Source organism: Microcystis flos-aquae FACHB-1344, assembly GCF_014698375.1.
Taxonomy (GTDB): Bacteria; Cyanobacteriota; Cyanobacteriia; order Cyanobacteriales; family Microcystaceae; genus Microcystis; species Microcystis aeruginosa.
This window is the reverse complement of record NZ_JACJSW010000104.1, coordinates 47,479-65,787: the sequence shown is the minus strand read 5'-3', so window position 1 is coordinate 65,787 and position 18,309 is coordinate 47,479. Positions and strand designations below refer to the sequence as shown.

Genomic DNA, 18,309 nt, shown 5'->3' with positions numbered 1-18,309 from the left:
ATAAAGGGCTTTCAGACTATCGGTTAGTTGAATCAGGGATGCTGGTTTCATGCGAGTTCCTCACTCTGAGGATTTTCCCATTATTATAGGATCAATCATTCTCTGTAATTCTCTTAAGATTAATTGGAACACATTTCCTCGCCTGCCAGCGTGCCTTTTTAAATCTTTCAATCCCTAATAGGGTTTAAGATTAATTGGAACAGCTTTGATTTACCCCGAATAATCAGTTGATAAGCTTTCAATCCCTAATAGGGTTTAAGATTAATTGGAACCTTTGCCTAGAATCTCCCTTTTTATTAGAATCCCTTTCAATCCCTAATAGGGTTTAAGATTAATTGGAACCTCTAAGTGTGAATGTATCGAAATTAGGCAGTTTTTCCTTTCAATCCCTAATAGGGTTTAAGATTAATTGGAACCGTATCCTAAATCTAATCTTTCTTCACTAAAACTCATCTTTCAATCCCTAATAGGGTTTAAGATTAATTGGAACTTTTAAAAAATGATGAACAAAAAAACAAACCGGGCTTTCAATCCCTAATAGGGTTTAAGATTAATTGGAACTACAAGCCAAGGTTAAGCAAAAACGCGGTGAAAAACTTTCAATCCCTAATAGGGTTTAAGATTAATTGGAACGAGAGCTTGGCAAGCAGGCAAAGGTTGATCACAACTTTCAATCCCTAATAGGGTTTAAGATTAATTGGAACTCTCAGGTTAAGCAGTTTACTTTTACTCCAGAGGAAGTCTTTCAATCCCTAATAGGGTTTAAGATTAATTGGAACACTAATCCTCAACGGGAGGCGATTACTAGGGATTGCTTTCAATCCCTAGTAGGGTTTAAGATTAATTGGAACAATTAGATCAGTCATGTTAGCCTCTAGAGTAGGTTGTTTCAATCCCTAGTAGGGTTTAAGATTAATTGGAACGGTTGATACTGCTGATATTGAATCTTCTATCAAGCCTTTCAATCCCTAATAGGGTTTAAGATTAATTGGAACGGCTGGATGTGGCTGGTACGATTCGTTTGATTGAGCTTTCAATCCCTAGTAGGGTTTAAGATTAATTGGAACCATCCGATATGCTGTAAAAATCGATGAATCTGATAGTTTCAATCCCTAGTAGGGTTTAAGATTAATTGGAACAATAGCGGATTCAGAAATCGGTTCTAGCTTACCCTGTTTCAATCCCTAGTAGGGTTTAAGATTAATTGGAACATACCCTAGAAGAGGAGTTAGCCGATTTACTGGGGTTTCAATCCCTAGTAGGGTTTAAGATTAATTGGAACAATCGATTTATCGCCTCAAAAATCTCACTTGTTTCGTTTCAATCCCTAGTAGGGTTTAAGATTAATTGGAACCCCGGGGAAACTTCTTAGACTTCCAGCATTCCGGCGGTTTCAATCCCTAGTAGGGTTTAAGATTAATTGGAACTCAATTGCCTCCCCAATTACATTGTGGCTCTGGAAGTTTCAATCCCTAGTAGGGTTTAAGATTAATTGGAACGATAGCAGAATCATCAAATAGAGTCGGTCGAGATTGTTTCAATCCCTAGTAGGGTTTAAGATTAATTGGAACTTTTGTAGTTCATCTAACCTTGAGTAAAGAGATTCGTTTCAATCCCTAGTAGGGTTTAAGATTAATTGGAACTGTTTAACTTCCTTGAGGTTTTCGGTGGGGATATAAGTTTCAATCCCTAGTAGGGTTTAAGATTAATTGGAACGGTGACTTTTTCAACCTTCTCGATCACAATATCTGGTTTCAATCCCTAGTAGGGTTTAAGATTAATTGGAACGATATTATCAACCATAATCGATCGATACATAGTGTTGTTTCAATCCCTAGTAGGGTTTAAGATTAATTGGAACAAAAAAGCGGATCAGCCAAGGCTCTCCCTTGACGGTTTCAATCCCTAGTAGGGTTTAAGATTAATTGGAACCACAAAAATATCAGTTCCGAAATCTGTCAGAAAAGTTTCAATCCCTAGTAGGGTTTAAGATTAATTGGAACGCCGGTGGGACCGTTACGGTGTTTGGTGATGATTACTTCCGCTGTTTCAATCCCTAGTAGGGTTTAAGATTAATTGGAACGGGGAGCAACTGTGACACTTTCTCAGGTGTCACACCTCTTGGAAGTTTCAATCCCTAGTAGGGTTTAAGATTAATTGGAACCTGTCACTTGGACTGCGGGTCAGCAAGTGATGGTGTTTCAATCCCTAGTAGGGTTTAAGATTAATTGGAACCTCAATCGGGTGAGGCAGTGGCAAGCGACTGGAAGTTTCAATCCCTAGTAGGGTTTAAGATTAATTGGAACAAGCTGAGATAAAGAATTCAGCATGATGCGATCAGTTTCAATCCCTAGTAGGGTTTAAGATTAATTGGAACTAATAGAATTACTAGGTAATGAAACACCAGAAATGGCATCGTTTCAATCCCTAGTAGGGTTTAAGATTAATTGGAACTCCCCTCCGCTCCCGCATCGCGTAAGCGACCAAAGAGTTTCAATCCCTAGTAGGGTTTAAGATTAATTGGAACGAACGATGATTCACGAATCGTCCCTATTTTACCTCCTGAATATCGTTTCAATCCCTAGTAGGGTTTAAGATTAATTGGAACCACTTGGTAACTTAGTTGCAGGCAAGGCTAAAGAGTTTCAATCCCTAGTAGGGTTTAAGATTAATTGGAACAACACAAATTTGTTTGGATGGGCTAAAATGGCAAGTTTCAATCCCTAGTAGGGTTTAAGATTAATTGGAACAAGCTTTTTTGCGCTAAGGCTCCCTTAATCTCCGGTTTCAATCCCTAGTAGGGTTTAAGATTAATTGGAACTAATAGAATTACTAGGTAATGAAACACCAGAAATGGCATCGTTTCAATCCCTAGTAGGGTTTAAGATTAATTGGAACTCCCCTCCGCTCCCGCATCGCGTAAGCGACCAAAGAGTTTCAATCCCTAGTAGGGTTTAAGATTAATTGGAACGAACGATGATTCACGAATCGTCCCTATTTTACCTCCTGAATATCGTTTCAATCCCTAGTAGGGTTTAAGATTAATTGGAACCACTTGGTAACTTAGTTGCAGGCAAGGCTAAAGAGTTTCAATCCCTAGTAGGGTTTAAGATTAATTGGAACAACACAAATTTGTTTGGATGGGCTAAAATGGCAAGTTTCAATCCCTAGTAGGGTTTAAGATTAATTGGAACAAGCTTTTTTGCGCTAAGGCTCCCTTAATCTCCGGTTTCAATCCCTAGTAGGGTTTAAGATTAATTGGAACCGGGGAAACTTCTTAGATTTCCAGCATTCCGGCGTTTCAATCCCTAGTAGGGTTTAAGATTAATTGGAACAGTCCCTGGAAAATTGGCGATACTACCTTGGGGATACTGTTTCAATCCCTAGTAGGGTTTAAGATTAATTGGAACTTAAAGTCAATGTTTTTTCTATATTTTGGTAGTTGTTTCAATCCCTAGTAGGGTTTAAGATTAATTGGAACTCGATTGTTTGGTTTTCTTGAATTTCGAGCAACGTTTCAATCCCTAGTAGGGTTTAAGATTAATTGGAACACGCTGCCGAAAAAGAAGCTAAAAAAGCCGCCAAAGGTTTCAATCCCTAGTAGGGTTTAAGATTAATTGGAACTTGTCTTGCTTAAGTTTTTGAGGCAGCAAGATGTTGAGTTTCAATCCCTAGTAGGGTTTAAGATTAATTGGAACACTAACCTGAAAAGCCCGAATACTCTCTAAATAGTTTCAATCCCTAGTAGGGTTTAAGATTAATTGGAACAAGTGCCTGTACAACTACCCTCAAAATCAAACGCAGTTTCAATCCCTAGTAGGGTTTAAGATTAATTGGAACTTGATCCACCCTAGAGCAGGAAAGTTTTTTCTCTTGTTTCAATCCCTAGTAGGGTTTAAGATTAATTGGAACTCGCTTTACTTTTCGATAATTAGCCGGGGGAAATTTCGACGTTTCAATCCCTAGTAGGGTTTAAGATTAATTGGAACTTTTCACGAGAGGGCAAACACTAGGCAATAGTAAGGTTTCAATCCCTAGTAGGGTTTAAGATTAATTGGAACTCTTTACTGGGCAATTTATCTATGAATGTAACAATGTTTCAATCCCTAGTAGGGTTTAAGATTAATTGGAACGATCGCCTTTCTGAAATCAAACCAAGAGGATCATGTTTCAATCCCTAGTAGGGTTTAAGATTAATTGGAACCACATCCGCCCCTGTTCTTCATTAGATAAGCCTCGTTTCAATCCCTAGTAGGGTTTAAGATTAATTGGAACCCGTCACTCGATCGCTTACTTCTACTGGCCCCTCAGAGTTTCAATCCCTAGTAGGGTTTAAGATTAATTGGAACCAAGTAATCACGCCAAATATTGATCTGTTCATACTCTGTTTCAATCCCTAGTAGGGTTTAAGATTAATTGGAACGAGAACGGATTGAACAAGTCATGGTTGATGCCCTTGTTTCAATCCCTAGTAGGGTTTAAGATTAATTGGAACCATGGGCTCAAATGTGCCAAAGAGCCGAAATCTTAGGTTTCAATCCCTAGTAGGGTTTAAGATTAATTGGAACATCAACGACCGTCACTCAAACCGCCATTCAAATTCGTTTCAATCCCTAGTAGGGTTTAAGATTAATTGGAACAAAAGCCGATAACAAGAACGATGAACAAAAATGTTTCAATCCCTAGTAGGGTTTAAGATTAATTGGAACGACATCGGAGTCCACCCCGGCAAATAATTCTCAAAGTTTCAATCCCTAGTAGGGTTTAAGATTAATTGGAACCCGATTTCTACAAGTGGGATAGCGAGGCAACTGAAGGGTTTCAATCCCTAGTAGGGTTTAAGATTAATTGGAACCTTCCATTTTGCCCAGGATCTCCTTTTGGGCCTCTAAAGTTTCAATCCCTAGTAGGGTTTAAGATTAATTGGAACGGTGAATGATAGATGGAAGAAACCCCTTGCCCCATGTTTCAATCCCTAGTAGGGTTTAAGATTAATTGGAACAACCCTAAAATACACTGGAGAGACTCATGGACAAGTTTCAATCCCTAGTAGGGTTTAAGATTAATTGGAACAAATCCCCCCAGAGCCCGCTGACTCCAAATAACGGTTTCAATCCCTAGTAGGGTTTAAGATTAATTGGAACCCGATAATGCACACCGGGCTGAAATATTCCTCGTGAGTTTCAATCCCTAGTAGGGTTTAAGATTAATTGGAACACGGTTCGGATCGAGGGTGAAAAAAGAGATGCTTTTGTTTCAATCCCTAGTAGGGTTTAAGATTAATTGGAACAAGAGCATGGGCAGCCTTACCATTGCCAAAAATTAGTTTCAATCCCTAGTAGGGTTTAAGATTAATTGGAACATTAGTTATCAGGTATCAGCTATTATTCTTGGGAGTTTCAATCCCTAGTAGGGTTTAAGATTAATTGGAACACGGTTCGGATCGAGGGTGAAAAAAGAGATGCTTTTGTTTCAATCCCTAGTAGGGTTTAAGATTAATTGGAACAAGAGCATGGGCAGCCTTACCATTGCCAAAAATTAGTTTCAATCCCTAGTAGGGTTTAAGATTAATTGGAACATTAGTTATCAGGTATCAGCTATTATTCTTGGGAGTTTCAATCCCTAGTAGGGTTTAAGATTAATTGGAACGTTCATCCGTGCGCTTGCAATCGAGTCCACACTCTTGTTTCAATCCCTAGTAGGGTTTAAGATTAATTGGAACCTCTACCCCTTACCCTCACACCATTAATACTACTTATGCCTTGTTTCAATCCCTAGTAGGGTTTAAGATTAATTGGAACTTTCCGCTGGCTTCTAGAGATACGGCGGATATCGAGTTTCAATCCCTAGTAGGGTTTAAGATTAATTGGAACGCTGGCAACTGTTACTTGTTATCTGGCAGGTGTATTGTTTCAATCCCTAGTAGGGTTTAAGATTAATTGGAACACTGGTTTAGCTTCTAAGGCCTCAATCCTTGCCAGTGTTTCAATCCCTAGTAGGGTTTAAGATTAATTGGAACAATTGATGGTAAAATAGTTAGAGTTTACCATCAATAGTTTCAATCCCTAGTAGGGTTTAAGATTAATTGGAACTCCTGAGCGCGGATCGTTTTTTCAAGCAATTGCAGGTTTCAATCCCTAGTAGGGTTTAAGATTAATTGGAACCGTAGATGATTATGATTTTTTATTGAGCGTAGCTCCGTTTCAATCCCTAGTAGGGTTTAAGATTAATTGGAACGATTAAAAAATCTATTAGCTTCAGCAACATCAAAAGTTTCAATCCCTAGTAGGGTTTAAGATTAATTGGAACAGCAATTGCAAGGCTTCCATCGGATCACTCAGCGTGTTTCAATCCCTAGTAGGGTTTAAGATTAATTGGAACTAGCCTAAATCCCCCTACAGCCCCTACACTGAAGGTGTTTCAATCCCTAGTAGGGTTTAAGATTAATTGGAACGATTGGAATCTTGCAGATCTTCCCTGGGAAGAAATGTTTCAATCCCTAGTAGGGTTTAAGATTAATTGGAACTCGGGTTATGGGTTAGCCGATGTCAATTCGGCGATTCGTTTCAATCCCTAGTAGGGTTTAAGATTAATTGGAACGTCAAAGAGATACTGATCTCGCTGAAAATGGACTGGTTTCAATCCCTAGTAGGGTTTAAGATTAATTGGAACTAGCCGATTCTACAGGAGGTCAGATGAAGTATTCGGTTTCAATCCCTAGTAGGGTTTAAGATTAATTGGAACGGTTTTGCTACTCGTAAAGCCTGCTCCCAAAATTGGTTTCAATCCCTAGTAGGGTTTAAGATTAATTGGAACTTAATCCCCCCCGGCAGAATCGTTTTAGGATTCGTTTCAATCCCTAGTAGGGTTTAAGATTAATTGGAACTTCTTTATCTCAGCTTGGCAGTGTGTCGATGCTGGTTTCAATCCCTAGTAGGGTTTAAGATTAATTGGAACAGGACTGCGGGGACGGGATTCGGTCCTGCGGTTTCGTTTCAATCCCTAGTAGGGTTTAAGATTAATTGGAACGTGGATGCTCAGGTTAGCCGAGTGTTCCCTGGGGGGTTTCAATCCCTAGTAGGGTTTAAGATTAATTGGAACGCCCAGTGGTAAAAGCTATACGCTATGGGATTTTCAAGGTTCGTATGCGCCGCACCCGCAATAAACCAATTATACAGCAAGTGACCCACTGCTTCAAGACCCCGCAAAACCTTACGGGATAAGGTGCGCCCCGCGTTGGAAAGGAAAATCATCTCGAATCTATATTCCATAAGCTTTTCAGCCACCAGATAATAGTTAAGGATTTTTACAGCTACCCGGAAGCGCAACCGAGCTAAACAAAAAAAATTGTATTATCCCGGGGTAACTCACCACCGATGCGTTCCACTTTACCCCGACAACAGGCGCAGAGAAAATAAAAGCGGATGCTATCGGTATCGGGTTTGATCAACTTACTCAAGCGCCCGCGCAGCTTAGCGTACTGGGTATCGGTTAGATCGCACTCAAAAACACTATACTGCACCCGTTGGCCGTAGGACTTTAACGTATTGTGAATTTTGGTTCGTCGCTTATCGTCGGAAATATCGTAACTGATAACAAAATACATGACCGCCTCTATCTACTTTAAAATCAAGGGTGGATACTTATCCGTCTCGTCCATCAGATATTTCGCCATTAGTCGGGCCTGAATCTCGAAAGCTTCTTGATAAGTACACTGTTTACCCATTACTGGATGCTTAAACTTCGATTGTTTCTTCTGTTCGTACAAGCGCAGGAAAATCTGTAGCCCCTCTCTCGTCAAGGAAACCGCACCGCTTAAGGGTTCGGTGGTGAAATGTTCGGGGGTAAGATAAGGATGATTGACCCCATTGAGAACCACGGCATCAACGACGATCGCTCTAAATTCCTCCATCAGATCCAGTGCCAGCGAGGGGCGACCGTAGCGTTGATAGTGAAGATAACCGAGATAGGGGTCAAAACCGACCAAATTGATCGCACTCTGCACGTCATGGCGCAATAACGCATAACCCAGACTCAAAAGAGAATTGACCGGATCTCGCGGGGGGCGACGGTTACGGGAGGTAAAGGTAAAAGTATCACCGAGAATTAGGGAATCAAAACAACTGAAATAGGCTGCGCTTCCCGCTCCCTCTAACCCCCGGAGAGAATCGATCGCCGAGGTTGTTGCGATCGAGCCGATCGCTGCTTCCAGACAAGCGATCGCAGTTTGTAAATCCAACTCCTTTCGATTGCGTTGACGACGGAGTAGAATGTTGCGGTAATTCTTCAGCTTGCCGCGGACGAATCCCCGCACTAAATGAATGGCTTTCGGAGAATCGCCGGCGGCCTGCCATTGCGCTCGACGAACGAAAATATTTTTGGTCATCTCCGGTTCCAATCTACCGAGATAGCGTCCGGTGGATGTGACGAAACTGAGCGGAATATGACGTTCCAACAATTCGATCACCAATGCGGGAGAAACTGAACCCCGTCCGAAAATCACCACTCCTTCCACGTTCAATAGAGGTACATCGAGTATCGTTTCCTTGGATGCTTTAACCGTTAAACGCTCGTCATTTTTGCCGAGAAATGCGTCTTCTCTCGTCACATATACCGTTCCCATATTTTTTAGTCTTCCTCTCGATATCGTTGGACTTTTTCGGTTAATCGGGGCAAACAGCGATCGAACAAACTGCATCCCTTGCAGCGGGGTGAATAGACCGCCGGGGGCATTTTTCCCGTCTGGATCAGGGTTTCAACTGCTCGGATCGTAGCGATCGCCCGTTGCCGTAGAGCAAGATTGATCGCCACCGGTTGACGCTGGTGAGAACTGGCATAGTAGATATAGCCGGTATCTAGCCTTTTTCCAGTCATTTCTTCCAAACAGATGGCTTGAGCGCACACCTGCAACTCGTCGTTATCCCATTCGCCTTTACTGCCCCGTTTGTATTCCACGGGGATAAATTCGCCGTCGTGGGACTCGATCAGATCGGCTTTACCGATGAGACGGTAATTATCTGATTTAAGCCAGATCGCCCGAATTTGCCATATTTCCTCCCGGTTTCCCGCCCCGACGGTGTGAACTCGCTCGTGTAAATTTGTTCCCTCGATCGTGTAGCTATTATCGAGAAATTCCCCAGCGACGAACATTCTCCAACAACGGTGGGGACAGTAGGCGTAATGGTTGAGAGCGGCGATCGGTATGTAATCAGATTCATCCATGGCTATCTTTTCTCCTTAGCAATTCTGCGAGTCATCCCCATTCCCATGGTGGTTTTCCGTCCCACTCCCGCATAGAGGGCAAAATCCGCCAGTGCATTAATCGCTTTAATCTTTGCGGGTTCCACCTCTCCCAAAAGACGATAGTGAATCTCGCCCACACAACCGATCGAATGGTTTTTATAGGCTTCGTCGGCTAATTTCGTTTGAATATCGAAGAAACTGGGGAAAATCGACTCTAGGGCGATGGAATCGAAGGGGATACCGCTATAGCGATTCCAACGATTGAGAAGGCTATTAAACACCAGTTCCCGCGTCGGTAAGGCACTATCGAATTTTCCCTGCCGGAAGGTGACGGGGGTAGCGAAAAGGAAATCAAATTCCCGATTCGCTGCCGAGGCGTTTTCATACAGGTATTGATAAGTACAAGAGTTCGCCCAGGGTTGAACCGATTGCGGGGTAGCGAGGACGCTGGTGATAACCAGATCGGCGGAACCGAGATGCCAGGGGTGTTTTGGATTGAGATTCAACCAGAGCGAGGTTAATTTACCGAATAATCGGTCATCGAGCAGAGAAATCCGCCACCAGCAGGGAGTTTCGGGGGCGATTGGCCGTTCGTGTCGCCACTGCGGGGAATTTATCGTTTTTCCCCCGGATTGCATCTGTAGTGGCGATAAGGTAAAAGCTTTATCTGCCTCGGCTGCGTGTAGAATTTTCCCTAATTCCCGATCAACACTACTGACAAGGGTAAGGAATAGCGCGTGAAGGTGTCGTCCGGTGAGAAAATTCGGATAGATCGGCGATCGGGGTGTGAGATTGAGAACGAGACTGTAGGGCATTAACTTAATCGGGCCTTGGCAAAAATTTGTCTGGGGGTTAGGGTTAAATCGGGGAGGAGAATATCGCTAATTTCGTCATCGCCTTTTTTAATCGCCGGGGGTGCGTCGGGATAGAAAATTGTGATCTGCTTGGCCCGGGGATCGACGATCCAGACGCGACTGACTCCCGCTTTTAGGTAGTCCACGGCTTTTTCGCTCAGGCTGCTGAAAGATTGTTCCGGAGAGATAATTTCGATGACTAATTCCGGGGGAACGGGACAAGCTTCATCGGTGAGGGGAATATCTCCTAACCTTTGCGGGGAAATGTAGAGAAGATCGGGAACCGGACACCAATCTCGATCGTTTTTGCTGAGAATGATCGCCCATTCGATTCCCACTTCTCCCCGTCCTTGATTCCAGCGATCGAGTACGAGAAATAAAGCACCAGTTAAACGAGAATGAAAGAATTTCGGTGACATTTTTGCGATCGCTTCTCCATCGACTAATTCATAGGTAATATCGCCCTCGGGATCGGTTAGCGAGAGAAATTCTGGTAAAGTGAGGGGTTTAGAAGAGATAAGAGTCATGGTCAATTTTCAACCGAAGTGATAGGACAATCGAGCGGGAATTTTCAGATCGGGGCGATCGCTTATAACGAGACTGTAGGGCATTAACTTAATCGGGCCTTGGCAAAAATTTGTCTGGGGGTTAGGGTTAAATCGGGGAGGAGAATATCGCTCATCTCGTCATCGCCTTTTTTAATCGCCGGGGGTGCGTCGGGATAGAAAATTGTGATCTGCTTGGCCCGGGGATCGACGATCCAGACGCGACTGACTCCCGCTTTTAGGTAGTCCACGGCTTTTTCGCTCAGGCTGCTGAAGGATTGTTCCGGAGAGATAATTTCGATGACTAATTCCGGGGGAACGGGACAAGCTTCATCGGTGAGGGGAATATCTCCTAACCTTTCCGGGGAAATGTAGAGAAGATCGGGAACCGGACACCAATCTCGATCGTTTTTGCTGAGAATGATCGCCCATTCGATTCCCACTTCTCCCCGTCCTTGATTCCAGCGATCGAGTATAGAAGATAAAGCCAGAGTTAAACGAGAATGAAAGAATTTCGGTGACATTTTTGGGATAGCTTCTCCATCGACTAATTCATAGGTAATATCGCCCTCGGGAGCGGTTAGTGAGAAAAATTCCGGTAAAGTGAGGGGTTTAGATGTAACGCTAGTCATAACAAATATTCTCCAGCCTGCTGTAAGTTTTACGCTATTTTTAAGCTATGTAAAAGTCCTCGCCATCTGGTAGTTTTAATCTTCTTCCACTGGAAGCGATCGCTAATATACCAGATAAACTCGGAAAAAAAGTAAACTCCTTCGGTCTAGGTTGTTCAGCAAAATGAACGTACATCGGAAATATTGTTAGCCCTTGTTTTCTAAGCTGAATAATCGTACCCTGATTTTCTTGCGTAGATACAATTACTCCCGATACGAATTGTTGCCTTAGTTGTTGTAATGAGGGAGTTGGAATTTTTGCGCCTCTTAGCCATCTTTCAAGGTTACAGTCCTCAAAAGCCATTAATCGATTCAGCTTATTTTGTTTAAATTTCTCCAATGAATCTTGATTATATAGAATAAATTTAAGCTCATAAGGTTTATCTACTCGTCTCTTAAGTTCAATTTTCTCTCCGTCGGTAGCGAAATCATAATACCTAAGTAAATGAATAGGATCGATAATAGTTTCTTCGGATTCATCGAGCAAAAGATTAAAGCGATCAACAACCTTAATGTTGTCAAAAAGACTATCTCGGAATTGAAAGATAGGCTGATAGGTGGCATACCACATCCTAGCGAAACCCTTCAAACTCTCGAAATTTTCTGGGTATTTTTTAAACATATCTTCATAATGTTTAATTTTATTCTGATCGGCTTCTATTTCTTTCAAATATTCAGGATAATAACATTTAAAGAAAGTTTTAATCAGCGCTTGACCTCCCTTGGTAAATTTCCAATCACTTTTTAGTTTTTTAATAGAAATATCTTTAATCTTCTCCGCACCAGTAAAAACACGCATTCGAGACCGATAGTAACTCCAGTCTTTTGTGCCTCCTAAGATACACCGCATTGTTTGATATAACTCTTCAATAACGCTAATTTGGGGTAAATCTGTCAAAAGATCTTCTAACTCGGATAAAGGACGAGCTATCTCTAAAGAAGCTTCGGAACGCCAGTAAATACTTAAAAAAGGACGATCTAAGCAAGATAAACTTTCTAGCATCTTTCTCAATGACTCTCGACCACCTGATCGATCTAGTTCGAGAATTCCCTCTTCCCAAGCTTTCGGATCTATATAGGCGATCGCTTCCGACGGGATATCTGTAATCTTGCGCCCTAATACTCTGCCAACTCTTCCTAATCTTTGCCAGAAAGAATGACGATCCTTCGCAGAAAAAATTAACCAATCTAAAGTTTGTCGGGTTGGGACTGGATTTTTCTCGAAGTTAAAACCCACATCTACAGTGCTGGTTGCGAGAATAATCGGTTTTTGAACTGCTAAAAGTCTATCCTTTTGAGGTGTCGATCCGTGTATTCTTCCGTAACCCTCTTTTAATCCTCGTTCCGTCAGCAAATCGGCCAACCGATTAATGTGATCTTTAGAGTCGAGAATAACTGCACCATTGTCATTGGGATTCGCTAGATATTTTTCCTTGACTTCATCCGCGATTTGTACTAGATATTCGTCTCGTTCAATTTTCGGACGAATTTCTAGAGCCACTTTGGTCTGCGAAGGAACTTGATCGCTATTATTATCCTCCCCATCAATTCGCGCGATTCTGATTCCCGCTCTTTCTAAAGTGTTAAAAGCTTCATCACAAGCTTTCTCAGGAGTTGCCGTCAGAATAACAATTTTCCGATTGTTCTGAAAATAGTCTAAAACCTTAGAATAAGCGATAAAAAATAGCAAACTAACTAACTGTTTAGCACTATACAGATGAAATTCATCAAATATAATTGTAGAAAATCTGCTATAAAACTCACTAGCTATGTTAGATTTATCTAAGCTATTATAAGCCCAAAACGTAGCATAATAAAAAATATCAGGGTTTGTAACTAAGAAAAGTGGTCTATTTGCTCCTACTTCGGGAAAAATCGTAGCGGGATTCTGAAGGAGATTATAGAGCTTTTCTCCCGATCGTTTGCCTACCCGATCATCTGACCATCCCTGAATTTCCTTGGCCGATGCGGCCTTGACAACGTGCGTTAATTTAGCATCCCTCACAAAAGCCTCGGCCGCTTCCGCTTGTTGGGTGACAAGCGCGTTAGTCGGAGCGATATAAATCGCAGTTTGATTGGGATTATGTAAAAGAACCGTAAAACCCGCTTTTGTTTTTCCAGTTCCAGTTGGTGCTAGATCGAGAATTAAATCGTGATTGCGGGATTTTTCATACACTTCTACCTGATGTTGTAGGGCTGGTTTCATAAAATGGAGTTTATCAGGAAGAGAATCACAAACCGCAATACTTTTTGGCTCTAGCCATATATTTAAAAATTGATTATCCATAATTTCACCCTCCGCAGAATTTTAAATAAGCGGGAACAATCGATTCACCTATCTGCCAAGCTTCTCCTTGAAAGTGAAGATTTTTGAAAAGGGAGACTGGCGGAATTGCAATTAGATCGAACGATAAAAAATTTACACTAGCGGGTATATCAGCAGTATTGAGGTAGATATGACTACGATATTCCCCGTTGGGTAATAGAATAACTCTATTTTCGGAAAGGATGGTTACTTTCACTTTACTGGTGAATTTGCCTAAGCGAATATATTCGGGCAATTCTCTATTTCCGAACACTAAAGTTTGAAAACGACTTCCTCGTTCTATTATCCGTAGTCGTCCCGTTTGAGGAAAATTGCTCGGTCGAAAGGTATTCGGCTTTTTCCCGGAGCGTTTGATCGGTAAGTCTTCACGGGCGATCGCCACACGATTATTCGTCATCGCATACCAGTAACTATCGGACAGTGCGTTAAAACGTTCAAATCGAAAAGATGTCCGATCATTTTTCGGCCACGCGGGCAAAATGTAACTATCTAAAGGCGATAGGTCTTCCCGGTATCTCGGTCTACAGGTTGCGGTTCCCGTCAGACGGTAGGGAGAACGCGCCCAACCAAACGCATAAGCGAGTGCGTAGTTACCGATCGCTCCCTCGGTATAGTAGGTGTCGGATAACTCTCTAGAGGCGAAAAAAACGGGTTCGGCACACCAAAGCTCGATCAGCCTCGCACTTTCGTAAATTGTCTTTTTCGGTTCCGCTAGGGACGGGAGAGGTAATTCAAGTTGTTGCATAAAATTCGATTTTGAGATGAAGGGTTAGAAAAATTTTCGATCCTCTAACCCGTGAAAGATTTACAGCGAAACGGACGAAGCATCCTTTTTGCCTTTTCCTTTTTTGCCAACGTCTTCAGAACGAGGTTTACGGAAAGAAGCATAGGATTCATCGAGACGTTTTAAAAAGGTTTCCTGATCGTCCAAAGACCAATGGCGATCAACATCCAAGATCAACTCAGTTAACTCTTCCTCTGATAACCGCATAGAAATACCTCGCTTATTTGTCCACGGAGCGATCGCGGATTTGACGGCGGTAGTTAGCTCCTCGGTGTTAAAAGGATGTTCCAATAGCTTTTCAGGCGCTCCCAGCAAGTCGTAAACAGACTGCACCAATTCTAGAGAACTGGGTAATTCCGCCATTCCGCCGAAAACCCCGATAATTTCATTATCCATCCGTCCTAATCGACTTGAAACCGCGCCGTAACGGGTCGTCATAAGAATATTTCCGACCGTGTAGCGTAACTCGTCGGCCGTAACATCTTTTAGAGTGACGATATCGAGGAAATGAACCCCCGGTTTAATGTACTCGCTCGTGTTCAAAGCGGTAGAAGCGGTTCCTTTTTCATCACGCATCGTGCCATTCTCGAAAATAGCGTTGATCGTCCGCTCCCCGATTAATTCGGTACTCGATAAAACACTAAACGCGTCTTCTGTCCAAACCCGACTTTTCTGAGCGCCTTCACCCCCCGCAGCGAAACCGTACAGGAAACAATCGATACAGCATTCACAGGGCGCGTTCGTGTTTAAAGAACAAACTGTGCCGCCCTTGGGCGCGTTATACAGTAGGTTATTTGCTCTTAAAAATTCCCGTCCCCGCCGTCTTTCTGGGGCGATCTGTTTACGTTTTGTCATAACCAAACGGGGGATAATTGTCGGATCGTTGATTCCCGCTTGTACGAATTCACCACACATCGGCTCTCCAGACCCTTCGGTGCGGAAGATCGTTTCGGAGCGAGTAGTTCTTAAAACAACTAGCCCGATCGTTCTGCCTTTGGGGAAGTTCTCGTAAGCGGGCGCAAGAAAGGGGGTTAATTTTTCGATAGTCATAGAATCGTTTTCCTGAATATTCGTGGATTATTTATTGCTCGTTAGTTTCTGCGGCAGTTGGGGGTTGATTTTTCGATTCTTCCTTGATCCGTTGCCTGGCTTCCTGTAGGAAGAAAAGATATGCGGCTTCTAGTGTTTTTTTATCGGCTAGAAGTCTTTCTGGGCGGGATTGATAAACTTCCTCGAAAAGTTGTCTCAATACCTCGTAATACCGCTTGATCTGTTCGTATTTAGTTGCACCGACACCGTGTTCGCGGATGCGATCAAGTCGGTTGTGATAATTCTGCACTAACGCACCGAAAACCACATCCCAGGACAGATGGGCTTTGCGAGAACGAATCGCGTTGATAAACTCGGTAAACGGTTCCGCTTGCGAGGTTCGACGGAAAGAACTCCCCCGTAAGACCGCTTCTTCGGCAATACTAGCCGCTTCTTTAAGATAGCGACTTAATAGATCATGTTCATCCTTCATGCAACTCTCCAGTAAAATATTCAAGGGTTGAGAAATCTGGTGCCAAAAATACTCTAAATTCGGATCATCATGTTCTCGTAATAACCAACGAAGAATAACATAGTAAAGTTCGATCGGTCTTCTTAGCGATCGGGAGAGGTCGTAAAGGCAATCATCTTTCTTTTGAAGACTAGCAATTGTTATCGCTAATTTACCCAAACATCTTAATCGAGTTAAAATTTCCTCGGCGATTTCTTCGGGTCTTAAAGTTTTTGGCGTACTGTGACCGCTCCGCCGATATTGACCGTTTCCTAGTAACGGTTGCAAAGTAGAGGGAATCCCCTCAACTCTTCCATAAAAATTATTCCATGATTCCACCTCCAAATTACTACTGACTACAAAAGGAAACCCGAAATCCGTCGCAAGAGACAAATCTAAGGCCAAGTGAATTGTTTTCAATAAGGCTATTGAATTATTCGCATCACCCCATAAAATTGGGATAATTACGGTCGATTGGATAAACTCAGGACGTTTAGGAAAAGCCAAACCGACTACTTTGTTCAATTTGAACTCGATACCCAATTCATTGATCGATCGAGGTTTGTAAATTAACTGTTCGTTATCGACTTTATAGAACTTGAGTTCATCGATTGTGACCGTTCCTCCCTCGCCTATCGCCGCTTTCTCCTCTAAAAATCGTCTCCAAAAGCTCAATAGATCGGGACTAGACCCTTTCGGTAAAGCAAAATGAAGATAAAGCGGTTCTTGCTTAGTAGCGGCGGGAAAAGATGCGCCGACAGCCATTAATTTATAGGCGAGAGAAGCCATTGTATCCGCTTGTCTTTTCGGTTCCGCACTCATTCCCCCAGGGAGACGATTGGAAAAAGATTGAACTTTTGTCTCTGGGGGCATATTATTCGACATGAGTTCTTCAATCTGTTTCGATGTGCTACCGAGGGAGGAACGTTGTCGGGGATTTGCTTCGATATAAGCATCAAGCTCGTCTTTTGCCCGCCAAGTTCTCGCATTAGGGAAATTCAGCCATTGAGAAACTACCGCTATCATTTCTTCGGATACTTCCAAATCCGAGTCCTGGAGGTTTGTTGCCAAACGTAGTTGAAAAGATTCCCTTAAAGCCTCTTGAATCCCTTCCATTCCCCTCTCTGCGGATTTAGCTGCGAACAGACAACGGCCGTATTGAGAATTAAAAGGTTCGAGTGCGATCCTTTGTTCTTTCGATAGTCCGGTGCGCTCGCCAATCCTCTCCCAAGCTTCCTGCGGATTTATACCAGCCCCTCGATAACTCAGGTAAGCGGCCTTCAGACCTTCAGAAATGGCGAAATCGTCGGCAGTGGCAATCGGTAATAATCCAACCGCTTCGGCTTCTCGAACCGCTTTCTCTCCCGCTATTCCCGCGTATTTGCTAACATCTTGTTGAATTTTATCGGATTTGATGCCCGCTTTCTTTTTTTCTAACAATGCGATAACACAATCGAGGGTTTCCTCTGGATTTTGTTGGATCGCTTGAAGCTCGATTTTAATCCCGTCTTTCGTCGGATGGACAAGTTGTTCGATATTGTTACCGAACACCCGATCGATTCTATTTTGCCAAGCGATCGCTATCTCTTTCGTCAGATCTCGATCAGGGAATTTCTCACCTAAAAATAGTTGTCCGTCGGGATAGATCGCTAAAGACTGTAGGCTGTATTTCATCAACACTTCTTCGCAGGCTCCCAACAAAAGCGAGGTTAAATACCCTTTATCCTCCGATAAGCAAACACGAAATAATTGACAGGGACGGCCGAGAGCGATCGTTAATTCGTTCTCGACCTTACGAAGACGTTTTTCTTCCCCTATCCCCAAGTCGAATAGATCAGCCCCGATCAACATGGCCGCCCATTTTTTAATATTTCCATCTTCTGGAAAAAATCTCATTCCATCGCTGGCACTATGACCGGAATGACGCTCGATTAATCTTCTGACTAGCTCGTAATCCTCTTCGGTTTTTACCAGAGTCGATACACCGGCTAACTCCAACTGTTCCTGTAAAAAAGCCCGATCTCTCGCCAGTTTCTTAACACTACGTCCTGATTCATCTAATTTATTTAAATCATGGGTCACTCCGACGGCTAAAATTATCCCTCGTTTTTCTTCTGGCACTCCTGCGATACGGGTGATGGTTAAAAGAAATTGACAGACAGAATCTAAATGCTCGGCTAGGCTTGTTCCCTTTCTAACCCCATATTGGTAATGGCACGCGTGTAGCTTGTAAAGCTGGGGACGGATTTTTAGAAAATACCTTTCTTCTAAGGTTGGTTGGCACTCGTCTGTTATGAACATCATATTGTTCGCTCATCTCCCAATCGAATACAAGAGGTGATCAGT

Annotated in this window: 10 protein-coding genes and 1 CRISPR repeat array; all 10 genes read right to left on the bottom strand. The window is 42.7% G+C overall.

Features of this window, described 5'->3' with window-relative positions; all coding sequences use genetic code 11:
* Positions 1-164 precede the first annotated feature (164 nt).
* Positions 165-7,101: direct repeats of the CRISPR family, unit length 37 nt; unit sequence GTTTCAATCCCTAGTAGGGTTTAAGATTAATTGGAAC.
* Positions 7,102-7,333: 232 nt separating this feature from the next.
* Positions 7,334-7,606: a CRISPR-associated endonuclease Cas2 gene (gene cas2 / locus H6G48_RS08625; RefSeq protein WP_046663050.1), complete on the bottom strand. Its 273-nt coding sequence runs from the start codon at positions 7,604-7,606 to the stop codon at positions 7,334-7,336.
* A 12-nt stretch (positions 7,607-7,618) separates the two neighbouring features.
* Entirely contained in the window at positions 7,619-8,623 is a 1,005-nt protein-coding gene (gene cas1d / locus H6G48_RS08620; RefSeq protein WP_190721006.1) for a type I-D CRISPR-associated endonuclease Cas1d, read from the bottom strand.
* Positions 8,624-8,628: 5 nt separating this feature from the next.
* Positions 8,629-9,222 carry a CRISPR-associated protein Cas4 gene (gene cas4 / locus H6G48_RS08615; RefSeq protein WP_190721004.1) on the bottom strand — a complete coding sequence of 198 codons (594 nt, stop codon included), beginning with the start codon at positions 9,220-9,222 and terminating at the stop codon, positions 8,629-8,631.
* A 2-nt stretch (positions 9,223-9,224) separates the two neighbouring features.
* On the bottom strand, positions 9,225-10,058 hold the full coding sequence (gene cas6 / locus H6G48_RS08610) for a CRISPR-associated endoribonuclease Cas6 (RefSeq protein ID WP_190721001.1): 834 nt from the start codon (positions 10,056-10,058) through the stop codon (positions 9,225-9,227).
* A complete protein-coding gene (locus tag H6G48_RS08605) occupies positions 10,058-10,624 on the bottom strand; it encodes a Uma2 family endonuclease (protein WP_190720998.1) in 567 nt (188 codons plus the stop codon). The genes cas6 and H6G48_RS08605 overlap by 1 nt, the downstream gene beginning before the upstream one ends.
* A gap of 83 nt (positions 10,625-10,707) precedes the next feature.
* Entirely contained in the window at positions 10,708-11,274 is a 567-nt protein-coding gene (locus H6G48_RS08600) for a Uma2 family endonuclease (protein ID WP_190720996.1), read from the bottom strand.
* Between the two features lie 40 nt (positions 11,275-11,314).
* On the bottom strand, positions 11,315-13,600 hold the full coding sequence (gene cas3, locus H6G48_RS08595) for a type I-D CRISPR-associated helicase Cas3' (protein WP_190720993.1): 2,286 nt from the start codon (positions 13,598-13,600) through the stop codon (positions 11,315-11,317).
* Positions 13,601-13,604: 4 nt separating this feature from the next.
* The gene (gene cas5d, locus H6G48_RS08590; protein ID WP_069474924.1) at positions 13,605-14,384 is read right to left on the bottom strand and encodes a type I-D CRISPR-associated protein Cas5/Csc1; all 780 of its coding nucleotides are present in this window, start codon (positions 14,382-14,384) and stop codon (positions 13,605-13,607) included.
* Between the two features lie 60 nt (positions 14,385-14,444).
* On the bottom strand, positions 14,445-15,473 hold the full coding sequence (gene cas7d, locus H6G48_RS08585) for a type I-D CRISPR-associated protein Cas7/Csc2 (protein WP_069474925.1): 1,029 nt from the start codon (positions 15,471-15,473) through the stop codon (positions 14,445-14,447).
* 31 nt (positions 15,474-15,504) lie between these two features.
* Positions 15,505-18,264 (bottom strand): hypothetical protein, encoded by a 2,760-nt coding sequence (locus tag H6G48_RS08580; protein WP_199328772.1) that lies wholly within the window; start codon positions 18,262-18,264, stop codon positions 15,505-15,507.
* Positions 18,265-18,309 lie beyond the last annotated feature (45 nt).